At 62.4% G+C, this 25,345-nt stretch carries 22 protein-coding genes; 20 read left to right on the top strand and 2 right to left on the bottom strand.

Going from position 1 to position 25,345, the window contains the following annotated elements:
- Positions 1 to 59: 59 nt before the first annotated feature.
- The 5 genes from V6766_RS00615 to V6766_RS00595 all read left to right on the top strand — a co-directional run bounded on the left by V6766_RS00615 (position 60) and on the right by V6766_RS00595 (position 5,773).
- Complete coding sequence (locus V6766_RS00615; RefSeq protein ID WP_448462609.1) at positions 60 to 1,562, top strand: sugar ABC transporter ATP-binding protein; 1,503 nt, start codon at positions 60 to 62, stop codon at positions 1,560 to 1,562.
- Positions 1,552 to 2,538 (top strand): ABC transporter permease, encoded by a 987-nt coding sequence (locus V6766_RS00610; protein WP_448462607.1) that lies wholly within the window; start codon positions 1,552 to 1,554, stop codon positions 2,536 to 2,538. The genes V6766_RS00615 and V6766_RS00610 overlap by 11 nt, the downstream gene beginning before the upstream one ends.
- Before the next feature lie 46 nt (positions 2,539 to 2,584).
- Positions 2,585 to 3,316: an SDR family oxidoreductase gene (locus V6766_RS00605; protein WP_448462605.1), complete on the top strand. Its 732-nt coding sequence runs from the start codon at positions 2,585 to 2,587 to the stop codon at positions 3,314 to 3,316.
- 18 nt (positions 3,317 to 3,334) lie between these two features.
- Positions 3,335 to 4,957: an FGGY-family carbohydrate kinase gene (locus V6766_RS00600; RefSeq protein WP_448462603.1), complete on the top strand. Its 1,623-nt coding sequence runs from the start codon at positions 3,335 to 3,337 to the stop codon at positions 4,955 to 4,957.
- 90 nt (positions 4,958 to 5,047) lie between these two features.
- Entirely contained in the window at positions 5,048 to 5,773 is a 726-nt protein-coding gene (locus V6766_RS00595; RefSeq protein WP_448462601.1) for an SDR family oxidoreductase, read from the top strand.
- 42 nt (positions 5,774 to 5,815) lie between these two features.
- Here the strand turns inward: V6766_RS00595 and V6766_RS00590 are convergent, their stop codons facing one another.
- Positions 5,816 to 6,718, bottom strand: a complete 903-nt coding sequence (locus V6766_RS00590) for an autotransporter outer membrane beta-barrel domain-containing protein (protein WP_448462599.1) — start codon at positions 6,716 to 6,718, stop codon at positions 5,816 to 5,818.
- 643 nt (positions 6,719 to 7,361) lie between these two features.
- Between V6766_RS00590 and V6766_RS00585 the strand changes: the two genes are divergently transcribed.
- The 15 genes from V6766_RS00585 (at position 7,362) to V6766_RS00515 (ending at position 24,671) form a co-directional block, all read left to right on the top strand.
- The gene (locus tag V6766_RS00585; RefSeq protein WP_448462597.1) at positions 7,362 to 8,111 is read left to right on the top strand and encodes a GntR family transcriptional regulator; all 750 of its coding nucleotides are present in this window, start codon (positions 7,362 to 7,364) and stop codon (positions 8,109 to 8,111) included.
- A 70-nt stretch (positions 8,112 to 8,181) separates the two neighbouring features.
- Positions 8,182 to 9,717, top strand: a complete 1,536-nt coding sequence (locus tag V6766_RS00580) for a putative N-acetylmannosamine-6-phosphate 2-epimerase (protein ID WP_448462595.1) — start codon at positions 8,182 to 8,184, stop codon at positions 9,715 to 9,717.
- Between the two features lie 36 nt (positions 9,718 to 9,753).
- Positions 9,754 to 11,076, top strand: coding sequence for an extracellular solute-binding protein (locus V6766_RS00575; RefSeq protein WP_448462593.1), 1,323 nt, complete (start codon positions 9,754 to 9,756; stop codon positions 11,074 to 11,076).
- Between the two features lie 77 nt (positions 11,077 to 11,153).
- A complete protein-coding gene (locus tag V6766_RS00570) occupies positions 11,154 to 12,026 on the top strand; it encodes a carbohydrate ABC transporter permease (RefSeq protein WP_448462591.1) in 873 nt (290 codons plus the stop codon).
- On the top strand, positions 12,023 to 12,844 hold the full coding sequence (locus tag V6766_RS00565; protein WP_448462589.1) for a carbohydrate ABC transporter permease: 822 nt from the start codon (positions 12,023 to 12,025) through the stop codon (positions 12,842 to 12,844). Before V6766_RS00570 ends, V6766_RS00565 begins: the two co-directional genes overlap by 4 nt.
- Before the next feature lie 178 nt (positions 12,845 to 13,022).
- Positions 13,023 to 14,087 carry a LacI family DNA-binding transcriptional regulator gene (locus tag V6766_RS00560; protein ID WP_448462587.1) on the top strand — a complete coding sequence of 355 codons (1,065 nt, stop codon included), beginning with the start codon at positions 13,023 to 13,025 and terminating at the stop codon, positions 14,085 to 14,087.
- Positions 14,088 to 14,202: 115 nt separating this feature from the next.
- Positions 14,203 to 15,474, top strand: a complete 1,272-nt coding sequence (locus tag V6766_RS00555; RefSeq protein ID WP_448462585.1) for an ABC transporter substrate-binding protein — start codon at positions 14,203 to 14,205, stop codon at positions 15,472 to 15,474.
- 88 nt (positions 15,475 to 15,562) lie between these two features.
- Complete coding sequence (locus tag V6766_RS00550) at positions 15,563 to 16,459, top strand: carbohydrate ABC transporter permease (RefSeq protein ID WP_230718305.1); 897 nt, start codon at positions 15,563 to 15,565, stop codon at positions 16,457 to 16,459.
- Positions 16,456 to 17,280 (top strand): carbohydrate ABC transporter permease, encoded by an 825-nt coding sequence (locus V6766_RS00545; protein ID WP_448462582.1) that lies wholly within the window; start codon positions 16,456 to 16,458, stop codon positions 17,278 to 17,280. Before V6766_RS00550 ends, V6766_RS00545 begins: the two co-directional genes overlap by 4 nt.
- Positions 17,281 to 17,289: 9 nt before the next feature.
- Complete coding sequence (locus V6766_RS00540; RefSeq protein ID WP_448462580.1) at positions 17,290 to 19,524, top strand: glycoside hydrolase family 2 protein; 2,235 nt, start codon at positions 17,290 to 17,292, stop codon at positions 19,522 to 19,524.
- Positions 19,525 to 19,532: 8 nt separating this feature from the next.
- Positions 19,533 to 20,618 (top strand): ABC transporter ATP-binding protein, encoded by a 1,086-nt coding sequence (locus V6766_RS00535; protein WP_448462578.1) that lies wholly within the window; start codon positions 19,533 to 19,535, stop codon positions 20,616 to 20,618.
- Positions 20,619 to 20,737: 119 nt separating this feature from the next.
- A complete protein-coding gene (locus V6766_RS00530) occupies positions 20,738 to 21,748 on the top strand; it encodes an alpha/beta hydrolase family protein (protein ID WP_448462575.1) in 1,011 nt (336 codons plus the stop codon).
- A gap of 111 nt (positions 21,749 to 21,859) precedes the next feature.
- Positions 21,860 to 22,876 carry an ABC transporter substrate-binding protein gene (locus tag V6766_RS00525; RefSeq protein WP_448462573.1) on the top strand — a complete coding sequence of 339 codons (1,017 nt, stop codon included), beginning with the start codon at positions 21,860 to 21,862 and terminating at the stop codon, positions 22,874 to 22,876.
- The gene (locus tag V6766_RS00520) at positions 22,873 to 23,910 is read left to right on the top strand and encodes a FecCD family ABC transporter permease (RefSeq protein WP_448462571.1); all 1,038 of its coding nucleotides are present in this window, start codon (positions 22,873 to 22,875) and stop codon (positions 23,908 to 23,910) included. Before V6766_RS00525 ends, V6766_RS00520 begins: the two co-directional genes overlap by 4 nt.
- On the top strand, positions 23,907 to 24,671 hold the full coding sequence (locus V6766_RS00515; RefSeq protein ID WP_448462569.1) for an ABC transporter ATP-binding protein: 765 nt from the start codon (positions 23,907 to 23,909) through the stop codon (positions 24,669 to 24,671). Before V6766_RS00520 ends, V6766_RS00515 begins: the two co-directional genes overlap by 4 nt.
- A 26-nt stretch (positions 24,672 to 24,697) precedes the next feature.
- Here V6766_RS00515 and V6766_RS00510 read toward each other — a convergent pair whose 3' ends face one another.
- Positions 24,698 to 25,321: a TetR/AcrR family transcriptional regulator gene (locus V6766_RS00510; RefSeq protein WP_448462567.1), complete on the bottom strand. Its 624-nt coding sequence runs from the start codon at positions 25,319 to 25,321 to the stop codon at positions 24,698 to 24,700.
- Positions 25,322 to 25,345: the final 24 nt, after the last annotated feature.

Raw genomic sequence — 25,345 nt, 5'->3', positions numbered from 1 at the left:
CCCCCGCGTTCTTTTTTGAACCGGGGGCGGGCTTCCTCTTCCGTGCGCGGGAAAAGATCATGCTGGAATTGAACGGGATCAAGAAAAGCTTCGGGAAGATCGAGGTCCTGCATGGCGTGGACCTTCATGTCGAGGCGGGTGAAATCCATGCGCTTCTGGGCGAGAACGGCGCCGGAAAATCGACGCTGATGAAGATCGTCTCCGGCATTTTCCGGCCGAGCGAGGGCACCATCCGCGTTGACGGCAAGGAACGCCATTTCGCCGATTACGACGAGGCGATCGATGCCGGCATCGGCATCGTCTTCCAGGAATTCAGTCTCATTCCCTATCTGACCGCCGTCGAGAACATGTTTCTCGCCCGCGAGATCAGCAACCGCTTCGGCCTGCTCGACCGAAAGGCCATGCATGAGCGGGCGCGCGCGATCCTGCGCCAGCTCGATGTCGATCTTCCGCTCGACGTGCCCGTCGGCAGGCTTTCGGTGGCCGAACAGCAATTCGTCGAAATCGCCAAGGCGCTGTCGCTCAACGCGCGAATCCTGGTTCTGGACGAGCCGACGGCAACGCTGACGCCATCGGAGGTCGAGCACCTGTTCAAGGTGATGCGCGAATTGCGCGGCCGGGGCGTCGCGGTGGTGTTCATCTCACACCATCTCGAGGAGATTTTCGAGATCTGCGACCGCATCACCGTGCTGCGCGACGGCGACTTCGTCGCCGCCTGCCGCGTGGCCGATGTCGATCACGACCGGCTTGTGGAAATGATGGTCGGGCGGCGCATCGAAAACAGCTTTCCGGCAAAGCCCGAGCCGAAACCGGATGCCGCCATGCGGCTGGAGGTCAAGGAGCTTCAGTTGCGCAAGGGCGGCCCGGTGTCCAAGTTCGAACTGCGCGAGGGCGAGATCCTGGGCTTTGCCGGCCTTGTCGGCTCCGGCCGCACGGAAACGGCGCTCGCCATGCTCGGCGCCCATCCGGCAAGCCGCTGCAGGATGATGATCGATGGCGTGGAGACGCGTCTTTCCTCTCCCGCCGACGGTCTGGCGCGCGGCATCGGGCTTTTGCCGGAAAGCCGCAAGACCGAGGGGCTGATCACCAGCTTTTCGATCGTGCAGAACATCTCGCTCAACAATTACCGCAAATACCGCGCGGCCCGCTTCTTCATCGACATGAAGAAGGAAATGCTCTCCACGCAGGCAGCGATGGATCAGGTCCGCGTCAAGTCGCAGGGCCCGCGCGCCCGGGTCGACACGCTTTCGGGCGGCAACCAGCAGAAGGTGGTGATCGCCCGCTGGCTGAACCACGACATGAAGGTGCTGATCTTCGACGAGCCGACGCGCGGCATCGATGTCGGCGCCAAGGCCGAGATCTACCAGCTGATGCGGGAATTTTCGGCCAAGGGCTATTCCATCATCATGATCTCGTCGGAGCTTCCCGAAATCGTCGGCATGTCCGACCGGGTCTGCGTCTTCCGCCAGGGCGGCATCGTCGCCACCGTTGAGGGCGAGAGCATCAATTCGGAAGAAATAATGAAGCATGCAACCACCGGGAGGGTTCAAAATGTCGCATGATGCAAATGCCAATGCGGCCGAAGCGGACGACAAGGCCAACGAAAGAAACTGGGGGGCGCTGCTTCATTCACCGCTTCTTTTGCCGCTCGCGGGGCTGATCGTCGTTTCGATCCTGATGGGGATCGCCAGCGACAATTTCTTCAGCGTGTCGAACATCTTCAACGTGCTGAGGCAGGTTTCGATCGTCGGCATTCTGGCGGTGGGCATGACCTTCGTCATCCTGACCGGCGGCATCGATCTCTCCGTCGGCGCGGTGATGGCGCTTGCCGGAACCATCGCCGCGGGCCTGATGGTCAATATGGGCATGCCCGGCTGGGTGGGACTTCTGGCCGGTCTCAGCGTCGGCATTGGCCTCGGCACCTTCAACGGCGTTCTGGTCGCCTGGGGAAAGATGCCGGCGATCATCGTGACGCTTGCCACGATGGGCATCGCACGCGGTCTTGGCCTGATCTATTCCGGCGGTTATCCGATCAGCGGCCTGCCCTCCTGGATCGCGTGGTTCGGCATCGGCCGGATCGGCAATGTGCCAGTCCCCGTCATCCTGATGTTCATTATCTACGCCCTCGCCTGGGTGCTGCTGCAGCGCACGCCCTTCGGTCGCCATGTCTATGCCATCGGCGGCAACGAGACGGCGGCGAGGCTGTCAGGCGTGAAAACGCAGTATGTGAAATCTGCCGTCTATGTGATTTCCGGTCTGACGGCGGCGCTTGCGGCGGTGGTGCTGACCGGGCGGCTGATGTCCGGCCAGCCCAATGCCGGCGTCGGCTTCGAACTCGACGCGATCGCCGCCGTCGTGCTCGGCGGAACCGCGATTGCCGGCGGGCGCGGGCTGGTGCTCGGCACGCTGATTGGCGCGGTGCTTCTCGGCATCCTCAACAACGGCCTGAACCTGATGGGCATCAATCCCTACCTTCAGGACGTGATCAAGGGTTTCATCATCCTGCTCGCCATCTATATCGGCCGCGAGTGGCGCTGAGACGGTTTCAAAAACAACAACAAAACGCAGATTCTAGGAGAAAAGAATGTCTGTTTCGCTGGATGGCAAGATCGCCGTCATTACCGGTGCGGCCTCGGGAATCGGCCTTGCCACAACCGAAAAGCTTCTGGCCGCGGGCGCGACGGTAGTGATGGTCGACCGCAACAAGCAAGCGCTCGATGAACTGGTCCAGCGACTCGGCCCCAACGCCGTGGCGCAAGTCACCGACCTTCTGGATTTCGACAGCTGCAACGCCATGGTGCCGGATATCCTCGCAAAGGTCGATCACATCGATATTCTCTACTGCAATGCCGGCACCTATATCGGCGGCGATCTCACCGACACCGATCCGGCCACCATCGACCGGATGCTGAACCTAAACGTCAACGCGGTGATGAAGAATGTCCACGCCGTGGTGCCGCATATGAGCGATCGCAAGACCGGCGACATCATCGTCACCTGCTCGATCGCGGGCCACTTCCCGGCTTACTGGGAACCGGTCTACACATCCTCGAAATGGGCCATCACCTGCTTCGTGCAAACCATGCGTCGCCAGATGATCCCGCATGGCGTGCGCGTGGGACAGGTGTCCCCCGGCCCCGTGGTTTCCGCGCTTCTCGCCGACTGGCCCGAGGAGAACCTGCGCAAGGCGAAGGAAGCGGGCGCACTGATCGACCCGGAAGAGGTTGCCGATGCGGTGGAATACATGCTGACCCGCAAGCGCACCGTCACGATCCGTGACATGATTGTGCTGCCGACCGCTTTCGACAGGGTCTGACCGGACAGGGAGAGGCGCGTGACCAGCTATTTTGTGGGGATTGATGTCGGCACCGGCTCGGCCAGAGCCGGTATTTTCGACGCGGCGGGCAATCTGCTGACCACGGCCAAGCGCCCCATCGACATCCACCGCGCTGATGGCGGCATCGTCGAGCAATCCAGCGAACAGATCTGGCAGGCTGTTTGCCAGTCGGTCGCAGAAGCTGTCGGCTCTTCGGGCGTTGATGCCGGCCAGATAAAGGGCGTCGGCTTCGACGCCACCTGCTCGCTGGTGGTGCGCGGACCGGACGGGCCGCTGCCGGTCGGCGACCACCCCGACCGCGACATCATCGTCTGGATGGATCATCGCGCCCTTGAACAGGCCGAACGGATCAATCGCGGACAACACGACGTGCTGCGCTATGTCGGCGGCCGGATATCGCCGGAAATGGAAACACCGAAGCTTCTGTGGCTGAAGGAAAACCGCCCGGAGACCTTTGGCGCGGCGAAGCACTTCTTCGACCTCACCGATTTCCTCACCTGGAAAGCGACCGGGGCCACGGAGCGTTCCGCCTGCACCGTCACCTGCAAGTGGACCTATCTCGCCCATGAAGGCCGATGGGATGCCGACTATTTCCGAGAGATTGGGCTTGAGGAACTCGCGGACGAAGTCTTTGCCCGCATTGGACAAACGGTCGTCGATCCCGGTACGGCGCTGGGCCACGGACTGACGGCGGAAGCCGCCGACGCCATGGGCCTTCGCTCCGGAACGGCCGTTGCCGCCGGCCTGATCGACGCCCATGCCGGCGGCATCGGCACGGTCGGCGCCAGCGGCGGGGCCGGCGATCCAACGCGCACCATCGCCTATGTCTTCGGCACCTCGTCCTGCACCATGACCACGACCCGCGACCCGGCTTTCGTGCCGGGCGTCTGGGGCCCGTATTATTCCGCGATGGTTCCCGGCATGTGGCTGAACGAAGGCGGTCAATCGGCCGCGGGTGCCGCCATCGATCAGCTCGTGCGCCTGCATCCTCATTTCACAGAAGCCGAAGCGAGCGCGAAAGACGAGGGCAAGGCCCTGCCCGTTTGGCTGGCCGACCGGGCGCTGGCACTGGTCGCCACGCCGTGCGATGCCGTCCGCCTTGCCGACGACCTGCATGTGGTGCCGGAATTTCTCGGCAACCGCGCGCCCTTCGCCGATCCGCATGCCCGCGCGGTTATCATGGGGCAAGGGATGGAGACCGGTACGGACAGTCTGGTCGCGCTTTACGTCGCCGGCATTTGCGGCCTCGGTTACGGGCTCAGGCAGATCGTCGAAACCCAAGCCGCGAATGGCGCGACCATTGATGCCATAACTGTCAGTGGTGGGGGCGGCGCTCATCCCCTCACCCGGCAGCTGCTTGCTGATGCCACCGGCTACCCGGTCGATATCACCGCCTGCCCGGAGCCGGTTCTGCTCGGTTCGGCGATGCTGGGTGCGGTCGCAGCCGGCAGCCATCCGGACCTGCAAGCAGCGATGCCAGCCATGTCCCAGGTCGCTACGCGATGCCACCCCGCGGACGGCCTCAGTCACCGCCTGCATGACAATCGCTATCAGGCGTTTCTGACCCTGCAGCGCACCGCGCGCGAGATTCGCCAGTCGACAACGGCGCTTCTAGAATAGGCGCAATCAACCCGGAGCGAGCTCGCTCCTTATCCTGGTTTATAAACGCATCTTCGCCACTGGCCGCGAAATGCGGCAATGGAGGCCGTCATGCAGTTTTCCGGAAAAACCGTCATCATCACCGGCGCGGGCAAGGGGATCGGGCGCGCCTGCGCCGAGCTCATGGCCGCGCGCGGCGCCGCAGTGGTCGCGCTCAGCCGCACCATGAGCGATCTCGAAAGCCTGAAGGCGGAGATCGGCTGCCGCATCGTTCAGGTCGACCTGCAGGACCCGAAAGCCGCCCGCACCGCGATGGCTGAAGCCGGCACAGCCGATTACTTGATCAACAGCGCTGGCATCAACGTGCTAGAAAGCACGTTCGACATGACCGACGAAGGCTATGAGGCCGTACTGGGCATCAATCTGCGCTCCGCCCTGATCACCTGCCAGGAATTCGCGCGGGCCCGCCGCGCGGCTGGCGGCGGCGGGGCGATCGTCAACATCTCCTCCATCGCCGGCCATCGCGGCTTTACCGAACATCTCTGCTACGCCGCCTCCAAGGCCGGCCTCGAAGGGGCGACGCGGGTGATGGCTAAGGAACTCGGCCCGCACAATATCCGCGTCAACGCCGTCGCCCCGACAATCACGCTCACCGAACTCGCGGTCGAGGCGTGGAGCGATCCGGCCAAAAGCGAACCGATGATGGTCCGTCACCCGCTCGGCCGGTTTGCCGAAGCCGACCACATCGCCGCCAGCATCGCGATGCTGCTGTCAGATGACAGCGCGATGGTCACCGGCGCAGTCCTGCCGATCGACGGCGGGTTCCTGGCGGTATGAGCTCTGGCCGATGCCTTCTTCAAACGACGGAAAGGCGGCTCCTCAGAATTTGATACTGAATAACGCCGTCAGATTCTGACTTTGGGCGCTGTCGCCGAACTCGCCGGTATAGGTGATGCCAATGCTGACATTGTCCTGCAACGCGGTCTGCCAGCCAACGGAGAACACCGCATGGTCAACCGCGTGCGGCGTGCCGGTCACGCCGAAGGGATCGCCGCCCGAAAACGCCACCATCGTATCCGAGTCGAGATCGCCATAGCCATGCCGCCAGCCGACCGACGCGGTGACCTGGCTCTCATAGCTGCCAAGCGCGAATTCATGAGCCCCGCTAAGTCCTATCGTGGTGAAGCCGGTATCCATCGTCTGCTTCAAGGAGGACAGCACGGCAAGCCGGCCCGTTTCCGTGAAGGCATCCGCTTTTTGATGGACATAGACAGCATCCAGGAATGGCCCGAATTGGAGAGTGTCGGTGATCTCGAACGCATAGCTGATGCCGCCAAAAAGCTGGAAGGTTCCGCCATCAAAGCGACCCCTGATCCGCTCGGACAGTTGCAGGAACTCGATGTCGCGCCGGCTTGAGGCGTCGCGCCAGGTATAGGCTGCGCCGAAATCGACAGCGAAGCCACTGAAAACGCCGCCGCCATAGAGGCCGACCGTAAAGTCGTCGGATATTCCCCTGGCATTTCCCTCGTCAACCTCGTAGGTCGAATGACCGTAGCCGGCAAGCGCGCCGAAGCGCATGTTCGAAAACGTGGCGAAATCGCCGCCGACGAAGACGCTGTTGGATTTCCAGTCATAGGTACGCGTGCCCTTTTCGTTGGTCCAGCGGGCCCGGCTGCTGATCACTTTCCCTAGCCCGGCTCCCCTGTAGATCGGGTCATTGTCGGGTACTCCCTGGCCGGATGCGACTGCATCAACCCTGCCGGCGTCGGAACCAACCGGCACGCGGCCATCCGTGATCACTGGCGAATTATCATTCTCGGAAAGGGTCTCCGAAACGGGAGCGACCGCGCAATGCTGCCGACGGTGCCCGGTTGGGATGATGGCGCTACCGTCGTTGGACCCGGTGTTCAACTCACAGCTCTGCGCATGAACCACGCCTGACTGTCCGGGAAGAACGCCGCTTTCTAGAAAAAGGCAGCCCGTCACCGCCGCGCCGACGACCATGCGGAAAAGGCGTGACTGCGGCGCTTGAAGCCGTTGCCCTAATGCGAGAACGGAACCTTCCCTGTGCTGCGCCAAGGTCATCAAAATACCTCCGGCAACATGCCGACAACGGCAACCGCCATCCGCATGGCCTAAATTCGCGTTTATACTACATGTATCTTCTATATGTACCCATTTTATATTTATATTTATTCGATATCAATAAACTTATTTAGATGACAAAATTCTAATGAAAGTAAACACTCGATTTAAACATGTATATAATGACAATTATTACTATTTTTACTCTTGATCTTCGGAGCCGGCTGGAGAAAGCCACAACGCAGGAATTCTGCTGCTGGGCGCGAACTACCGGATTTGCCATCCAGGGATAATACCAGTATAAGTCCACATAACTTTTTTGGAGCCACCGGAATCGCCCATGGCCGCGACGGACATCATCGAGCGCGTGCGCATTGCCCTTGCAGACAGCTCGGCCGACATTCCCCTGTACAAGCGGCTGAAGGCGGCGCTTGAACAGGTGATCCTGTCCAACGCGCTGCATGCCGGCGAGCGGCTGCCGGGTGAACGAATCCTGGCGGATGCGCTGGGACTTTCGCGGGTCACCGTGCGCAAGAGCTTCGCGCTGCTGCAGGAGGACGGGCTGCTCAGCCGCCGCCATGGCGCTAGAACGGAGATCGCCTCCAAGGTCGAGAAGACTCTGTCGACGCTCACCAGCTTTTCGGAGGACATCCGTTCGCGCGGCATGGAGCCCGGATGTATCTGGCTTTCCAAGCTTATCAGCCGTCCATCGCCGACGGAAATGATGGCGCTCGGCATTGGCGGCAGCGAGCAAATCCTGCGCATGCAGCGCATCCGCACAGCCGACGGCAAACCGATCGCGATCGAGATCGCCAGCGTGCCGCAGCGCTACCTGCCCTCGCCCGAACTGGTCGGAAATTCGCTCTATGAGGCGCTGGAGGCGCGCGGCTTTCTGCCGCAACGGGCGGTTCAGCGCATGCGCACCCGCGCGGCCTCGCGCGAGGACAGTGAACGGCTTGCCTGTCCGCCCGCCGCGCCGCTTCTGGTGACCGAACGCCGCTGCTTCCTGGCGCAGGGCGAGGTCGTGGAATATTGCGAGACGCGCTATCGCGGCGACGTCTACGACTTCGTTTTCGAGCTTCAGCGATAATACCAGTCATAAACTGGTTGCATTCTGGTCTCTTCTGCGTTGCTATAGCCAAAAAGCAGCGAGGATTCCGGTGCAGCCAGACTTTCTGAAAAACAGCCTGATCGTGTCATGCCAGCCCGTGCACGGCGGGCCGATGGATGAGCCGGTGTTCGTGGCGGGCTTTGCCATGGCGGCTGTCGCGGCCGGGGCGAGCGCGCTCAGGATCGAATCCGCGCGCTATGTCCGCGCCGTCCGCGAGAAGGTCAGCGTCCCGATCATCGGCATCGTCAAGCGCGACCTTGCGGATAGCCCCGTTCGCATCACGCCGTTCCTCTCCGATGTCCAGGACCTGGCGGACGCAGGCGCAGACATCATCGCCATCGATGCGACCGACAGGCCGCGCCCCGTGAACCTCGCCGATCTGGTTGTCGCCGCCCGGGCGCTGGGCAAGCTCACCATGGCCGACTGCTCCTCACTCGAAGACGCGCGCCATGCGCTGGACTGCGGCATGGATTTCGTCGGCACCACGCTTTCAGGCTATGTCGGCGGTCCCGAGCCGGATGATCCGGATATCGCGCTGATCACCGAAATGGCCAGGCTCACGCCCTATGTCATTGCCGAGGGCCGCATCCGCACGCCGCAGCAGGCCGCCGATGCCGCCCGCGCCGGCGCCTTTGCGGTCACGGTCGGCTCCGCCATCACCCGCACCGAGCACACCACAGCGTGGTTCCGCGACGCGCTCGCCGATGCCTACAGCGCGGCAGACGACCGGCCGGTGCTCGCGATCGATATCGGCGGCACGAAGTCGATGGCGGCGCTGATCTGCGGCGGCGATGTGCTTGAGTGCGTCAGGGTGCCAACGGCCACCGGCGGCACGCCCGACAGCTGGCTTTCCGCCATTCACACCGCCACAAGCAACTGGCATGGCCGCTATGGCGCTGTCGGCATTGCGGCAACGGGGTTGGTGGAAGATGGCGTGTGGCAGGCCCTGAACCCGGCCACGCTCAATATTCCGGACCGCTACCCCCTGAAAGACAAGGCCGAGAGCCTGTTCGACGCACCCGTCTTCGCGCTTAACGATGCCCAGGCGGCGGCCTGGGGCGAATATCTGGCGACCGGCAAGACGATGGGCTCCATCGTGTTTCTGACGATCTCGACGGGGATCGGCGGCGGCGTTGTCCGCAAGGGCGCGCTGATGACCGGGCTTGCCGGACATTTCGGGCTGACGCGCAGCGCCTCCGGCGGCGCGGCCCCGCTCGAGGACCGGGTCTCCGGCCGGTTCATTGCAGCCGAAGCCGCCCGCCTCGGATACGATGAAGACACGCCGGCGGTTTTCCGGGCTGCCGCCATTGGCGAAGCCTGGGCCGCCGATATCGTCGATGGCTCCGCGGCCAGGGTCGCCACACTCTGCGCCGATATAAAGCTGATGTTCGATCCCGACGCCATCGTCATCGGCGGCGGCATCGGGCTCGCCGACGGCTTTCTGGCCCGCGTTTCGCAGCATCTAGCCGCACTGCCGTCCCGGTTGAAGCCGGAACTCGTCGCGGCGCGCTGCGGGGCCGAGGCCGGGCTGATCGGCGTCGCCGATCTGGCGCGCGGCAAAAATCAAGGCAAGTGCATCATCTGAAGACTGAAGAAACCCAATAAGAGAAGGGAACTCGACATGATGAAGAAAACCACACTGGCGGCGATTGCCGCGCTTCTGGCCGGCACCGCCCTGCCGAACATTGCCAATGCCACCGTCACCGTTCTCGGCTGGCCGGGCGGTTCGGAAGAGGCCGCATTGCGCGCCGCGACCGAGGTCTACAACGAGACCGCCGCCGACGACGACAAGGTGGAACTGATCTTCTTCAGCCGCGACGGCTTTTACGACAAGCTTCAGGCCGACCTTGCCGCCGGCTCCGATGCCTTCGACATCAACCTGATCGCCACCTATTCGATCGGCCGTTACGCCCCCTATATGGAGCCGATCGATCTCGGCGACGCGGCCGAAAGCGTATTCGGCAAGGCGGTTCTGGAAACCATGCAGTATGAGGGCGAGCAGTATGGCGTGCCGACCGACCTCTCGCTGCACTTCATGTATTACCGCACCGACCTGATGGACGAACTGCTGGGCGATGACGATGCCAAGGCCGAATATTCGAAGATCGCCGAGGAGTATCTCGGCAAGGCGATGGACCCGAAGCCCGCCGATGAATGGACCTGGGACGACTGGGCGGCGACCGCGCTCTACTTCACCAAGTCCATCAACCGGGAAAGCCCTGTGCGCTACGGCACGGTTCTGCAGATGAAGAACCTCCTGTTCAACATGATGGTATTCCAGTCGCTGCCACGTTCCTATGGCGCCGACTGGCGCGATGGCGACGGCAACATCACCATCGATTCCGAGGGCTATCGCAAGGGTCTCGAACTCTACAAGACGCTCTATGATGCCGGCGCGACACCGAAGGATTCGCTGTCCTACGAATACGCCGAAACCAATGCAGCCTTCGCCTCCGGCCAGGTGGCAACCGCCTTGCAGTGGAACGCGGCGGCCGCCGAACTGACCGACCCCGAGAAGACCCCGGCCGTCGCCGATGTCACCGGCGCCGTCGCCCCGCCGGCGGGCCCGGAAGGTCGCGCCGACCATATTCACGGCCTCGGTCTCGGCCTCAACAAGAACGCCGCGAACAAGGAAGGCGCGCTGAAATTTCTGCAATGGCTCGCCACGGAAGACGCTGCCTTGCTCTACGCCGAAAACGGCGGTTCGCCCGCGCTGATGCCCGATGTGGTGGCGAAAATCGCCGACGAGCGGCCGGATCTGGTGGACCTCGGCAATTTCGCCAGCCAGTATGGCTACGTGATGGATGGCGGCACCTCGGCCAATGCGCTGTCGATCTACGAAGTGCAGGCGCGCGAGTTCACCGGCTACTGGTCCGGCCAGCAGAGCCTCGACGAGGCGCTTGCCAACACCAAGGCCGAAATGGAAAAGCTGCTCAACCAGTAGCAAACAGGCGCATGGCGGCGATCACCTTGCCGCCATGTCTGCTCCCGGATGAACGATGAAGATCGGCGGTTAACCTCATGCAACTTGTGAAACCGGGCGAAGGACGGCTGTTCCTGTCCCCGCTTGTCATATTCCTGCTGCTGTTTCTGGGGTTTCCGGCGATCGTCAATCTTGTCTATTCCGTCTCGTCGGTCTCGTTCGAGAACCTGCGCGCGCCGGAACTCAGCGGGCTTGGAAACTATCTGGAGGTCCTGAACGACCGCTATTTCTGGCAGGCCTCGTGGTTCTCGCTGCGCTTCGGCATCATCACGGCGCTGGCGGAATGTCTGATCGGCCTGTTCCTGGCGATCTTCCTCAATCCGCTCCTCGGTAAACGGCCCTATCTGATGGCGCCGCTGATGCTGCCGCTGATGGTCGCCCCCGCCATGGTCGGCCTGATGTACCGGCTGGTGCTGCATGAGTTCGCCGGTCCCGTGCCCTATTATCTGTGGATGTGGTTCGGCAACAGCCCCGCCTTCCTCGATGCCAACAACGCCTTCAAGACCCTGGTGGTGATCGAAACGCTGCAGTGGACGCCGTTCGCGTTCCTGCTGTTCCACACCGCCTATTCGGCGATACCGACGGATGTGCGCGAGGCCGCCGCACTTGACGGCGCACGCGGCTGGATGATGCTGACCAGGATCGAGCTTCCGCTGATCATGCCAACGCTGGCGATCGCCTTCTTCATCCGCTTCATCGACGGCTTCCGCGTGTTCGACAACATATACGCGCTGACCGGCGCGGGCGCGGGCGGTTCAACGACGTCGCTGTCGATCTACATCTATCAGGCCTTCTTCAAGCAGGGCGCGATCGGCAAGGCCGTCGCCGCCTCCGTCATTCTTTTCATCGCCTCGCTGATCGTGCTCTATGCCCTGACGGCGCTTGGCGCACGCAGAAAGGGCCGGGCATGATGAAGACGCTGCGCTGGATCGTATTCGCCATCGCCGCGATCGCCATGAACTTCCCGGTGATCGTGACCCTGATCACCTCGTTCAAAAGCGCGCGCGAGATCAGCTCCAATGCCGGGCTCTGGATCAACAGCCCGACGCTTGCCAATTACATCTCCGTTCTGACCGACACGACCCGGTTCAACATTTGGCTCTATCTGTTCAACAGCACCGTGGCGGCGCTGATCGGCACGATGCTGGCGATGATCCTGACCTTCCCTGCGGCCTATGCCATTGCCCGTTCCGAGGTCGGGCGGAAGGTTCTGTTTCCAGTTGTCGTCAATTTGCGCGCCGTGCCGCTGATCATCTTCGCGATCCCGCTTTACATGATGTATCAGTGGCTCGGCCTGCTCGACACGCGGATTGGCCTCGGGCTGATCCTCACGATCGTCAACATACCGCTGGCGCTCGTCATCCTCGTCAACGCCATTTCCGAAGTGCCGATCGAGCTCGATGAGGCCGCCAAAGTCGACGGCGCGTCGACGCCGCAGATCCTTCGAAAGGTGATATGGCCGGTGGTCCGCCCCGCGCTTTTGACCACCTTCATCTTCGGCTTCATCACCGCCTGGAACGAGTTCCTGTTCGGCCTGATGCTGACCACCAGCAAGGCCGTGCCGATGACGGTGGGCGCCTCGTTCTTCTTCGCCGCCAGCGGCGGTGGCGTCAATTGGGGCACGGCCTCCGCCGTCATGGTCATCGGCGCCCTGCCGCCCGCTGTGATCGGCCTCCTGATGTACAAGGAGATCTTCGGCTCGATGACCAGCGGCGCGGTGAAGGGTTAGGCCTTGGCCGGGCAACAAAAGCCCGGTTTCGTTCGGCGCGCCGAGAAACAAGACTGGGGGCCTTTACAGAAAGGCCTGTACCGAAACGTTCAGGAAAGGGTTGCGCTTCATCCTCGTTTCGGTAAAAATTTACTAGACGTGCCAGACCATTGTGGTCCCGGCTGCTTCGGGGGAGATGATGGTCACAATCCGAGAAATTGCCAAGGCGGTCGGCGTTTCCGCCGGCACGGTTTCGCGCGTGCTGAACTACGATCCCACCCTGTCCGTGACCGAGGCCAAGCGCAAGGCGATCATCGAGACCGCCGAGGCGCTGGATTACGCAACGCCGCGCAACCGCAATCGCCGCAAGCCCGCGCCGTTCCGCCAGCCGCAACCGGCCGCCGCCATGCCTCGCATCGCCACGGTTCACTTCCTGGAGCGCGATGAGGAACTGATCGACCCTTATTATATCGGGGTGAGGCTGGGCATAGAACGGCGGTCGCAACATTACCATAGCGAGATCGTGAAGGTGTTTCACGCCGATCTTTTCAACGAGGGCAGTCTGTTGCAGGGGGCCGCCGGCATCATCGCCATCGGCAAGCACAGGCCGGCGGAGATCGCCTTTCTCGAGGAATGCTGCGACCATCTGGTGTTCGCCGATTTCCAACCGTCGGACGAGCAGTTCGACTGTGTTTCGAGCGACCTCGCTCTGGCGACCACGAAAATTCTCGATGGCCTCGCCGCTGCCGGCTATCGGCGCATCGCCTTCATTGGGGCGGAGGACAGGATCAGCTTTGGCGATGTGCCCTATAGCGAAGCGCGCTGCCGGGCCTATGTCGACTGGCAAAAGGCGCGTGGCACCTTCGACCCCACTTTGATCGCCCTCAACAATGACTGCAATGACGGGCAGAATCTGCGGCTCGAGGTCGGTTACGAGCATGCCCGTGACCTGCTAGACCGCGCCGAACGCCCGGATGTGATCCTGACCGCGAACGATAATATCGCGATTGGAACCGGACGGGCGCTCGCCGAAGCAGGGCTTTCGGTGCCGGACGATATCGCCATCGCCTCCTTCAACGACATACCGGTCGCCCAGTTTCTCAATCCCGCGCTTTCCACCATGAAGATACCGGGCGAAGCCATCGGCGAATGCGCGGTCGACCTGCTGGTCGAGCGCATCAACGGCCGCGAGTACACAAAGCGCGTAACGATCCCAGGCGAGATGATCTGGCGCGACAGCTGTCGCCATCCGCCTGTGGGTTAAATTTATTTACTGATTTTTACTAAAAATTTTATTGTCAAGTTTTCTAAATTGTAGTTAGCTTCCCTTGGGACGGCAGGGAGCGCCGTCGGGCAAATGTCCAAACGGGAGGAAACCAATGGATAAGCAGAAAGTGCTGAGCCGCATCACGGGTGTGGCTCTGTCGGGAGCATGTGTCTTCGGCGCGACCGCCGCCTTCGCGGGTGAGATCACCATCTGGTGCTGGGACCCCAATTTCAACGTCGCGATCATGAAGGAAGCGGGCGAGATCTACACCAAGTCTCACCCCGACACGACCTTCAATGTCGTCGATTTCGCCAAGGCCGATGTCGAGCAGAAGCTCCAGACGGCGCTGGCCTCGGGCGCGACCAATGCGCTGCCGGATATCGTGCTGATCGAGGATTACGGCGCGCAGAAATATCTCCAGTCCTTCCCCGGCTCATTTGCCGCGATGGATGGCGTCGTCGGTTATTCCGCCTTCGCGCCCTACAAGGTGCAGTTGATGACGGTCGACGGCAAGGTCTACGGCATGCCCTTCGACACCGGCGTCACCGGCATGTATTACCGCCGCGACTATCTGGAGGAAGCCGGCTTCAAGCCCGAGGACATGCAGGGCATCACCTGGGACCGGTTCATCGAGATCGGCAAGCAAGTCGAGGCCAAGACTGGCCACAAGATGACCACGCTCGACCTCAATGACGGCGGCATGACCCGGATCATGATGCAGTCGGCCGGCAGCTGGTATTTCGATGAAAACGGCGATCTCAATGTTCTCGACAACGCCGCGCTGAAGGCAGCGCTCGAAACCCAGGCGAAGATCGCCGAGGAAGGCCTGATCTATCCGGCGACCGGCTGGTCTGACTACGTCAACGCGTTCACCTCCGGCAATGTCGCCTCGGTCATCACCGGCGTATGGATCACCGGGACCATCAAGGCACAGGAAAACCAGTCCGGCAAATGGGGCGTGGCGCCGATCCCGTCGCTTGATGGCGTCGAGGGGGCAGGCAACGCCTCCAATCTCGGCGGCTCGAGCTGGTACGTGCTTGAAAGCTCCGAAGTGAAGGACGAGGCGATCGATTTCCTCAACGAGATCTATGCCAAGGACACCGAATTCTACCAGAAGATCCTGGTCGAGCGCGGCGCGGTCGGCTCGCTGCTCGCCGTGCGCGAGGGCGAGGCCTATCAGGAAGCCGATCCGTTCTTCGGCGGCGAGAAGGTCTGGCAGAAGTTCTCCGACTGGCTGAACCAGATCCCGGCGGTCGATTACGGTATCTTCACCAACGAGCTCGATGTCGCGGTGACCTCCAACCTGCAATCGCTGATCGACGGCAAGCCGGTCGATGAGGTGCTGAAGGCAATCAACGATCAGGCCAAGTTCCAGATTCAGTAAAAGCGATCCGCCGGGGCGGGCCCGCCTGCCCCGGCTTTCGCCATCATGATCGTTGGAGAGAGCCGGCCCGCCGGCGACTGGGACAACCATGGCTAATGCAAGACCCGGCAATCTGAAGCGGTTCTACGACGTCAATGGCTGGCTGTTCGTGGCGCCGGCCCTCATTCTCGTCGCCGCCTTCATGTTTTATCCGATCATTCGCTCGCTGGTGCTGTCGTTTTATTCCGGCCGCGGCATGATGATGAATTTCGTCGGTTTCGGGAATATCGAGCGTCTCTGGTATGACGCGATCTTCTGGCAGGCGCTGACCAACACGCTGACCTTCCTTGTCATCCAGGTGCCGGTCATGATCGTGCTGGCGCTGATCCTCGCCAATGCGCTCAACAATCCGCGGCTCAGATTTTCCGGCCTGTTCCGCACCGCGATCTTCCTGCCCTGCGTATCCTCGCTGGTCGCCTATTCGATCCTGTTCAAGAGCATGTTCGCCACCGATGGCATCATCAACAGCACGCTGATGGCGGTGGGGCTCGCCGACAGCCCGATCGAATGGTTCACCGATCCGTTCTGGGCCAAGGTGCTGGTCATTCTGGCCATCACCTGGCGGTGGACCGGCTACAACATGATCTTCTATCTGGCCGCGCTCCAGAACATCGACAGGTCGATCTACGAGGCCGCCCGCATCGACGGCGTGCCTTCATGGCGGCGCTTCCTGCACATCACGATTCCGATGCTGAAACCGGTGATCCTGTTCACCACGATCACCTCCACCATCGGCACGCTGCAGCTCTTCGACGAAGTCTACAACCTGACTGAGGGCAAGGGCGGGCCGGCGAACGCGACGCTGACCCTGTCGCTCTATATCTACAACCTGACCTTCCGCTTCATGCCCAATTTCGGCTACGCGGCCACGGTCTCATACGTCATCGTTCTGATCGTCGCGGTGCTTTCCTTCCTGCAGTTCTACGCCGCGAGGGAACGCACATGACGGCTCGCCGCTTCATCCGCCTCGCCGGCGGTTCGCTGAAATACATCCTGCTGGGGCTTGCGTCCTTCATCTCGGTATTTCCGTTCATCTGGATGGTGATCGGCGCGACCAACACCACCGCCGATATCGTCATCGGCAAGGTCACCTTCGGCAACGCGCTGATGGCGAACATCAATGCCTTCGTCTCGCAGGTCGATGTGCCGTTGATCATGTGGAACTCGATCAAGATCGCGGGCCTCGGCACCTTCCTCACGCTCACGGTGACCTCGCTTGCCGGCTACGGCTTCGAGGTGTTCCGCTCGAAACTGCGCGACCGGGTCTACGCAATCGTGCTGCTGACGCTGATGGTGCCGTTCGCGGCGATCATGATCCCGCTGTTCATGATGACGGCCAGGGCCGGGCTGATCGACACCCATATCGCGATCATCCTGCCGTTCATCGCCTGGGCCTTCGTGATCTTCTACTTCCGCCAGGCCACCAAGGCGTTCCCGTCAGAGCTGCGCGACGCCGCCAAGGTCGACGGGCTGAAGGAGTGGCAGATCTTCCTGCATATCTATTTCCCGGTGATGCGCTCCACCTATGCGGCGGCCTTCGTCATCGTGTTCATGCTCTACTGGAACAACTATCTCTGGCCGCTGATCGTGCTGCAATCGAACGAGACCAAGACGATCACGCTGGTCGTCTCCTCGCTCGCCTCCGCCTATTATCCCGATTACGGCACGGTGATGATCGGCACGATCCTCGCGACCCTTCCCACGCTTATCATCTTCTTCGCCATGCAGCGCCAGTTCGTCCAGGGCATGCTCGGTTCCGTCAAATAGGTCATACACATGCGTAAAGTTCAGAATTTCAATGCTGGCTGGGTGTTCTCCGAAGGGTTCGACGCTGCGGCGATCAACACGCTGCGCGATGGCGAAAAGGTGCGCCTGCCGCATACCGCCGTCGAACTGCCCTTCAACTATTTCGACGAGAAACGCTATCAGCGCGCCTTCACCTATCAGAAGGTTTTCGCCAGCGAGCCCGGTTTCGCCGGCAAGCGGGTCTCGCTCATCTTCGACGCGGCGATGGCCGACAGCGTCGTCTACCTGAACGGCACGGAAATCGCCGCCCACAAGGACGGCTATACCCCCTTCGAGGTCGAGATCGGCCCGCATCTCACGGACGGCGACAATCTGCTGACGGTGAAGATCGATGGTTCGGAAAACCCGGATATCCCGCCCTTCGGCAATGTCATCGACTATCTGACCTTTGCCGGCATCTACCGCGATGTCTGGTTGAAGGTCACCACCCCGGTCGCGATCGACAACGTCAAGATCGAAACGCCCGACGCGCTCGCCGACGCCAAGAGCGTGACCGCCGATGTTTTCCTGACCGACGAGACCACCGGCAGGCTCAGCGCGACGCTCAGCGATGCCGAGGGCAATGTGATCGCCGCCACCGAGGCTTCCGTTTCGGGAAGGCAGGCCCGGCTTGCGCTTGCCGATCTGCAAAGTCTCCGTCTGTGGGATATCGATGATCCGGCCCTCTACACCCTCACCGTGACGCTCGAAACCGGGGCCGGCACGGACGAAGTTGCAAACCGCTTCGGCTTCCGCACCGCGTCCTTCGCCAGCGACGGCTTCCGCCTCAATGGCAGGCTCTTGAAACTGCGCGGCCTCAACCGCCACCAGAGCTGGCCGCATCTTGGCTATGCCATGGGCAGGCGCGGGCAGGAGAAGGATGCCGACATCCTGAAATTCGATCTGGCCTGCAATATCGCCCGGACCTCGCACTATCCGCAGTCGAAATATTTCCTCGACCGCTGCGACGAGATCGGCCTTCTGGTTTTCGAGGAAATACCCGGCTGGCAGCATATCGGCGGCGACGCCTGGAAACGGGAATCGGTCGAGAATGTGCGCCGGATGATCACCCGCGACTGGAACCATCCGTCGATCATCATCTGGGGCGTGCGCATCAACGAATCCGCCGACGATCATGACTTCTACGCCGAGACCAACCGGGTCGCCCGCGAACTCGATTCCACCCGCCAGACCGGCGGCGTGCGCTGTATCGAAAACAGCGAGATGCTGGAAGACGTCTATACGATGAATGATTTCGTTCTCGGCGACGAGGAGCAGCCGGGCCGCAACCATGCGCGGATATGCGCCCGCGACCAGAAGCAAGTGACCGGGCTTTCGAAAACTGTGCCCTACATGATCACCGAATATAACGGCCACATGTTCCCCACCAAGCGCTTCGACCAGGAAAGCCGGCAGGCCGAGCATGTGACCCGCCACCTGCAGATGCTGAACGCCGTTGCCGGCGATCCGACGATCGCGGGCAGCACCGGATGGTGCATGTTCGACTACAACACCCACAGCGATTTCGGCTCAGGCGACCGCATCTGCTATCATGGCGTGATGGACATGTACCGCGAGCCGAAATTCGCGGCCTATGCCTATGCCTCGCAAGGCGACCCTGAAAACGGTGTCGTGCTCCAGCCGGTCACCTTCTGGGCGCGCGGCGAGCGCAATATCGGCGGCGTGCTGCCGTTGATCATCCTGACCAATTGCGACTATATCGAACTCACCGTCGGCGACAGCGCGCCGAAGCGGGTGGAGCCTGCCCGCGCGGCATATCCGCACCTTCCTCACCCGCCGGTCATTCTCGACGTCAACAATGTGTCGGCGGAAGAATTCGGCGATTGGGGCCGCCAGTGGTTCGACGGCACGCTGACGGGCTATATCGACGGAAAACCGGTCAGGACCATGAAGCTCTCCGGCAACCCCGTGCCGACCAGGCTTCAGATCGCGCCGGATGCGACCGCGTTGAGGGCGGGCGAAAAGGATTGCGTGCGCGTGATCCTGCGCGCGCTCGACCAGTGCGGCAATATCATGCCGTTCTTCGATGAGCCGGTCGCGCTTTCGCTCGATGGGCCCGGCCGGATCGTCGGGCCGGCGATCGTCAGCTTCCGGGGCGGCACGGCGGGGCTCTATATCGAGGCGGGCGAAGAGACCGGGACGCTGACGCTGTCGGTCCGCTGCGCCGCCTTCGCCGACGACACCGTCGCCTTCACGATCAGCTGAGGTTTGCCATGGCAGATGTTTCGCTCAACCAAATCCGCAAATCCTTCGGCGCGATCGAGGTCATCAAGGGCGTCGATCTCGACATAAGGTCCGGCGAGTTCGTCGTCTTCGTCGGGCCTTCCGGCTGCGGCAAGTCGACCCTGTTGCGGATGATCGCGGGGCTTGAGGACATCACATCGGGCTCGCTGTCGATCGGCGGAAAAGACATGACGGACGAGGACCCGGCAAAGCGCGGTATCGCCATGGTGTTCCAGACCTATGCGCTCTATCCGCATATGACGGTGCGCGAGAATATGGGCTTCGCGCTGCGCTTCGCCGGCATGAACAAAAAGGAGATCGAGACCCGGGTGATGGAAGCCGCCCGGATGCTGGAGCTCGAATCCTATCTCGACCGCAAGCCGAAGGCGCTTTCGGGCGGCCAGCGGCAGCGGGTCGCGATCGGCCGCGCGATCGTGCGCCACCCGGACGTGTTCCTCTTCGACGAGCCGCTCTCCAACCTCGACGCGGAGTTGCGCGTGCATATGCGCGCCGAACTCTCCGCCCTTCACGACCGGCTGAAGACCACCATGGTCTATGTGACCCATGATCAGGTGGAGGCGATGACGCTTGCCGACCGGATCGTGGTGCTGCGCGCCGGCAAGGTCGAGCAGATCGGAACGCCGCTGGAGCTGTTCAACACCCCGGCCAACCTGTTCGTCGCCGGCTTCATCGGCTCGCCGGCCATGAATTTCCTGCCGGCCGGCGTTGCCGATGCCGATGAGAACGGCCTCAGGATCAACCTCCTCGGCCAGGAGACGCTCAATCTGGCGATCACCGGCGCAAGGCCGGCCGCCGGCGCCAAAGTGACGCTTGGCGTGCGCCCGCAGCACATCAGGCTGGCGGCGGAGGGCCAGACAGGCTTCGAGATCGCCATCACCCTGGTCGAGGCTCTCGGAACCGAAACCGTGGTCTACGGAGAAGCCGGAAACGGTGAACGGGTCATGGCCGTGCTAGCCGGCCAGCACGCGCTCAAAACCGGCGCCACCATCCGCGTCACCTTCGACGCCGCCGACGTGCATCTCTTCGACGACGCCGGCAATCGCATCGCGCGGTGATGCCAACCGAAGCTTTCGAGAGGTAAGCGTTCCTCACGCACTCATAACAGATACTCATTCGACTCAGCAGCCGCGCCATATAAAATCCGGCATCCAGGGATGCTGACCGGGGCGGAGGCATGGACGAACAAGCGGATAGCGGGTCGCAGGAGCATGATGCCGGACAGGCGCGGTCGGGCGCGCCGCTGCGCCTGCGGGCACCCGACGGCATGTGGCTCGGCGGCTTCATATGGAGCCATGGCACGGCGGAAAGGCCCGTGGTGGTGATCTCGGCAGCAACATCGGTTCGCTGCCGGTATTACGCGCGGTTTGCGGATTACCTTTATAGTCACGGTTTCAACGTCATCACCTATGATTATCGCGGCATCGGCGAATCCCGCCCGAAATCGCTGCGCGGCTTCGACGCCGACTGGGTGGACTGGGGCGAGCTTGATCTCGAAGGCGCGCTTCGCCATGCGCAAGCGGAATTTCCCGGCCAGCCAATCCGCGTAGTCGCCCACTCGATCGGCGGATTTGCGATTGGCCTTGCGCCATCTAACCGCCAGATCGGACGCATCCTCACCGTCGGGTCGCAATTCGCCCACTGGCGCGATTATGCGGCCGGACATCGCCTGCGGATGTTTGCGAAATGGCATATCGTCATGCCGATGCTGACGGGGCTCATTGGCTATTTCCCCGCCAAGCGTCTGGGCTGGATGGAAGACACGCCCGCCGGCGTGGTGCGCGACTGGAGCCGGATGAGAGCCCGTTTCGAGCAAACCGTGCGGCAGGATCGCATCATCGATGACCAGCGCCAGGCCGAGAAACTGCGCCAGCGGTTCGCGGGCGTCACAGCGCCGATCCTGGCGATCGGCCTCGACGACGATCCCCACGGAACACCCGCTGCGATCGACCGGCTTCTGGCCTATTTCACCGCCAGTCACCGGCGGCACTGGCGTCTCCATCCCGACGACATCGGCGTCGAGACAATCGGCCATTTCGCGTTCTTCCACGACCGCTTCAAGGGCAATCTGTGGCCGATCGCGCTTTCATGGCTGCAAACCGGCGTGATCCCCGCCGGCGCGCCGGGCCGGCTGCTGGCCGAGACGAGACCCTCGGAGCAAGACGCTTCCGACCATACGGATCATTGATCCCGAAGGGCCGAAGAGCAGCGCAATCTAAAATATGAGTAATTTTGTCTTGATTTGGTGATGCGGCACTTCTAGAGAACGGTCCGACGACACAAGCGCACGGGACCCGATATGGATATGCAGAAGACACTGGGCATCATTGGCAGCATGATCATTGGGCTGACATCTGCTCCGTCCATGGCCGCTTCAACCTCCTACCCGCTCACGATCGAAAACTGCGGCGCAACCGTGGTCTTTGAAGAGGCGCCGGAACATGCCGTTGCGCTTGGCCAGAACAGCGCCGAAATCATGCTGTTGCTGGGCCTTGAAGACAGGATGGCGGCCACCGCCTTCTGGCCCAACGAGGTTCTGCCCGAACTGGCGGAGGCCAATGCGAAGGTCAAGCTGCTGAATGTCGAGTTCCCCACGCTGGAATCCGTCCTGGAACAGCAGCCCGATTTTGTCGCGGCGATGCTGCCGATCCTGATGGGACCGGACAGCAAGCTGGCCAAGCGCGACGACTTCGAAAGCCTGGGCATTCCCGCCTACCTTTCTCCGAGCGCCTGCTCGACCAAGCTGGACACCGGCGACGCCTATGGAAGCCGCGACCAGCTCTGGAACATGGATCTTCTCTACAAGGAGATCGACGACCTTGCCCGCATCTTCGATGTCGAGGATCGCGGACAGGCCCTCATCGCTGACTTCAAGGCGCGGGAACAGGCGCTGCGCGATCGATTTTCCAAAAACGAGGACCTGACCTTTCTGTTCTGGTTCTCGAGCCCGTCACCCGCCGACGACGCCTATCTGGGCGGCGGCAACGGTCCCTCCGGCTTCATCGCCGACCTTCTGGGCGGACGCAACGCGCTCGACACCAAGGCGGAGTGGCCGACTTCCAACTGGGAAGGCATCATGGCGGCCAACCCCGCCGTCATCGTCGCCGCGCAGGTCGACCGCAACCGTTGGGACCTCGACACGGCCGAACACAAGATCGAATTCCTTGAGTCCGACCCCACCGTCAGCCAGATGGACGCCGTCAGCAAGGGGCGCATCGTGGTCATGAGCGGGGCGGCCATGAACCCCAGCATCCGCACGCTCTACGGCGCCGAGGAAATCGCCGGACAGCTCGAGGCGATCGACCTTTCGAAATGAATACCGCGGATGACACAAGGGCCGGCCTCAGGCTGGCCCTGCTGCTGGCCGGTTCGGCCATCGTCCTTGTCGGCGTGATCGCACTGGCGACCGCGATCGGCGACTACAACATACCTGTCAGATCCGTCTTTCTGGCGGTCACCAACCATTTCGGCCTGACGACCGCCGATATTCCCAGGATCGAACAGAGCGTGGTCTGGAACCTCCGGCTGAGCCGGAGCCTCGTTGCGGCACTCTGCGGCGCGGGTCTGGCGATCTGCGGGGCCATCCTGCAGGCGCTGTTGCGCAATGCGCTGGCGGAACCGTTCGTGCTCGGCGTGTCGGCCGGCGCCTCCACCGGCGCCGTCTGCGTCATCGTGCTGGGCATTGGCGCGGGCGCAGTGTCGCTGTCGCTCGGCGCCTTCGTTGGCGCCTTTGCCGCCTTCGCGCTGGTGGCCCTGCTCTCGAATGGCGCAACCAGCGGCCCGAGCCATACGATCCTCGCCGGCGTCGCGGCCTCGCAGCTCTTCAATGCGCTCACCGCCTATATCGTCACCACCTCCGCCAATGCCCAGCAGGCGCGCAATGTCATGTTCTGGCTGCTCGGCAGTTTCGGCGGCGTTCGCTGGCCCGAGTTTCAACTGCTGGCCGTCGTGCTGTGCATCTGCCTCGCGATCTGCATATGGATGGCGCGCACGCTCGATGCGTTCACCTTCGGCGACGAGGATGCCGCAGCCCTCGGCATACCCGTAGCCCGCACGCGGCTGATCCTGTTCGGTGTCACCGCGCTGATGACAGCGACGATCGTCAGCCAGGTCGGCGCGATCGGCTTTGTCGGGCTGGTGGTGCCGCATGCCGCTCGCTATGTCGTGGGGCCGGTGCATATGCGCCTCCTGCCCGCTTCGGCGATCCTCGGCGCCGTCTTCATGGTCGTCGCCGACATCGCCTCCCGCGTGCTGGTGCCGCAGCAGACCATTCCGATCGGGGTTGTCACCGCGCTGATCGGCGTACCGTTCTTCGCCATCATCCTCTATCGCGCGAGGCCAAGGACATGAGCGTCGTTGCAGATCAGTTAAGCTGGGGCGTCCGGCGCAAGGTCATCGTCAAGAATGTCAGTCTTGATGTGCAGGAGGGGGAAACCCTCGGGCTGATTGGGCCCAACGGTTCCGGCAAGTCTTCGCTGCTCAGGCTGCTTGCCGGCCTGAAGCGGCCGGATCGCGGCCATGTCGAGATCCATGGCCGCAACATCGCGCACGTGCCCCGACGCATGCTCGCGCAAGAAGTGGCCTTCGTTCAGCAGAATGCGGCGACCGATACCAATGTCACGGTCCGCGACGTCGTCCGCCTGGGACGCACGCCCCATCGCTCGGCGCTTTCCGGCTGGAGTTCGGCCGATCAGGAAGCGGTCTCCGGCGCGCTCCGGCGCGTCGGCATGGAGCCGCTACAAAACCAGTCGTGGCAGGCGCTTTCGGGCGGCGAGCGGCAACGCGTGCACATCGCCCGCGCGCTGGCCCAGAGCCCGCGGGTTCTGTTCCTCGACGAGCCGACCAACCATCTCGACATCCACCATCAGCTCGAAATCCTGCACACCGTGCGACAACTCGACCTCACAAGCATCGTTGCGCTACACGATCTCAATCTCGCCGCGATGTTCTGTGACCGGATCATCGTGCTGAAGGATGGCGCCATCGTCGCCTCGGGCGCACCCGAAACCGTCCTGACGGAGGAGATGATCGGAAGCGTCTTTCGCGTTTCCGCCGCCGTCAGCGCCTCTCCCTATCACGGCCGCCCGCAGATTCACTTCCGTTCCTGCTGAGCGGCCGCGACCGGCTCCGTGCAGGCTCAGCACTCATGACGGGCGCTGAAACGCGCGAGTTCGCGTTCGCTCGGCGTCCGGCCGGTATAGATCCGGACATATTCCGAAGCGCGGTTCACGCGCGTGGCGGTATCCTCCGCGACCTGCAGCGAGATATAGCCGATCTGCACCAGATAGACCGCGTGGGCCCGCACATCCGCCTCCTCCGGCGCGAATCCAAAGCGGACGAACAGCGTCTTGATGGCTGAGATGCGTCTCTCGTCTGCGCTTGCAACGCGGGCCATGACATCATTGGATTGCGCCGCCCAGCCTCGGACCGAAAAATCAAGACGCGGATCGAAGTCTGTTTCCGCGATGAACACGCTGATCAGGTTGAGGATGGCCTCGGTCAGGGTTTCGGCATAGGCATCGCAGGCGGCGATCAACGCGCCGGTATTGGTTTCTTCCCAATGTTCCAGAAGCGCGTCCAGCAGCGCCGCACGATCCTTGAAGAACCAGTAGAAGCTGGTTCGCGACAACGAGAGACGTTCGGCCAGCGGCTGGATCTTGACCGCATCGATACCCGTTTCGACCAGTGCTTGGCGGGCCGCATCGAGCCATAATTCGCGCGAGCCGCGCCAGCCGGCAGTGTTTTCCGTTTTAGCATCCATGCGCGGCAGCCTAGCCGCAAGGCG

The sequence above is a fragment of the Martelella sp. AMO21009 genome, assembly GCF_053484295.1.
The sequence above is the reverse complement of the archived record's forward strand: the minus strand, read 5'-3'. Positions and strand labels throughout refer to the sequence as shown.

Excerpts from the sequence above, each read along its gene's own strand:
- V6766_RS00615 (WP_448462609.1), top strand. The coding sequence starts at position 60 with ATGCTGGAATTGAACGGGATCAAGAAAAGCTTCGGGAAGATCGAGGTC.
- V6766_RS00610 (WP_448462607.1), top strand. The coding sequence starts at position 1,552 with ATGTCGCATGATGCAAATGCCAATGCGGCCGAAGCGGACGACAAGGCC.
- V6766_RS00605 (WP_448462605.1), top strand. The coding sequence starts at position 2,585 with ATGTCTGTTTCGCTGGATGGCAAGATCGCCGTCATTACCGGTGCGGCC.
- V6766_RS00595 (WP_448462601.1), top strand. The coding sequence starts at position 5,048 with ATGCAGTTTTCCGGAAAAACCGTCATCATCACCGGCGCGGGCAAGGGG.
- V6766_RS00585 (WP_448462597.1), top strand. The coding sequence starts at position 7,362 with ATGGCCGCGACGGACATCATCGAGCGCGTGCGCATTGCCCTTGCAGAC.
- V6766_RS00575 (WP_448462593.1), top strand. The coding sequence starts at position 9,754 with ATGATGAAGAAAACCACACTGGCGGCGATTGCCGCGCTTCTGGCCGGC.
- V6766_RS00570 (WP_448462591.1), top strand. The coding sequence starts at position 11,154 with ATGCAACTTGTGAAACCGGGCGAAGGACGGCTGTTCCTGTCCCCGCTT.
- V6766_RS00565 (WP_448462589.1), top strand. The coding sequence starts at position 12,023 with ATGATGAAGACGCTGCGCTGGATCGTATTCGCCATCGCCGCGATCGCC.
- V6766_RS00560 (WP_448462587.1), top strand. The coding sequence starts at position 13,023 with ATGGTCACAATCCGAGAAATTGCCAAGGCGGTCGGCGTTTCCGCCGGC.
- V6766_RS00555 (WP_448462585.1), top strand. The coding sequence starts at position 14,203 with ATGGATAAGCAGAAAGTGCTGAGCCGCATCACGGGTGTGGCTCTGTCG.
- V6766_RS00550 (WP_230718305.1), top strand. The coding sequence starts at position 15,563 with ATGGCTAATGCAAGACCCGGCAATCTGAAGCGGTTCTACGACGTCAAT.
- V6766_RS00545 (WP_448462582.1), top strand. The coding sequence starts at position 16,456 with ATGACGGCTCGCCGCTTCATCCGCCTCGCCGGCGGTTCGCTGAAATAC.
- V6766_RS00540 (WP_448462580.1), top strand. The coding sequence starts at position 17,290 with ATGCGTAAAGTTCAGAATTTCAATGCTGGCTGGGTGTTCTCCGAAGGG.
- V6766_RS00535 (WP_448462578.1), top strand. The coding sequence starts at position 19,533 with ATGGCAGATGTTTCGCTCAACCAAATCCGCAAATCCTTCGGCGCGATC.
- V6766_RS00530 (WP_448462575.1), top strand. The coding sequence starts at position 20,738 with ATGGACGAACAAGCGGATAGCGGGTCGCAGGAGCATGATGCCGGACAG.
- V6766_RS00525 (WP_448462573.1), top strand. The coding sequence starts at position 21,860 with ATGGATATGCAGAAGACACTGGGCATCATTGGCAGCATGATCATTGGG.
- V6766_RS00520 (WP_448462571.1), top strand. The coding sequence starts at position 22,873 with ATGAATACCGCGGATGACACAAGGGCCGGCCTCAGGCTGGCCCTGCTG.
- V6766_RS00515 (WP_448462569.1), top strand. The coding sequence starts at position 23,907 with ATGAGCGTCGTTGCAGATCAGTTAAGCTGGGGCGTCCGGCGCAAGGTC.
- V6766_RS00510 (WP_448462567.1), bottom strand. The coding sequence starts at position 25,321 with ATGGATGCTAAAACGGAAAACACTGCCGGCTGGCGCGGCTCGCGCGAA.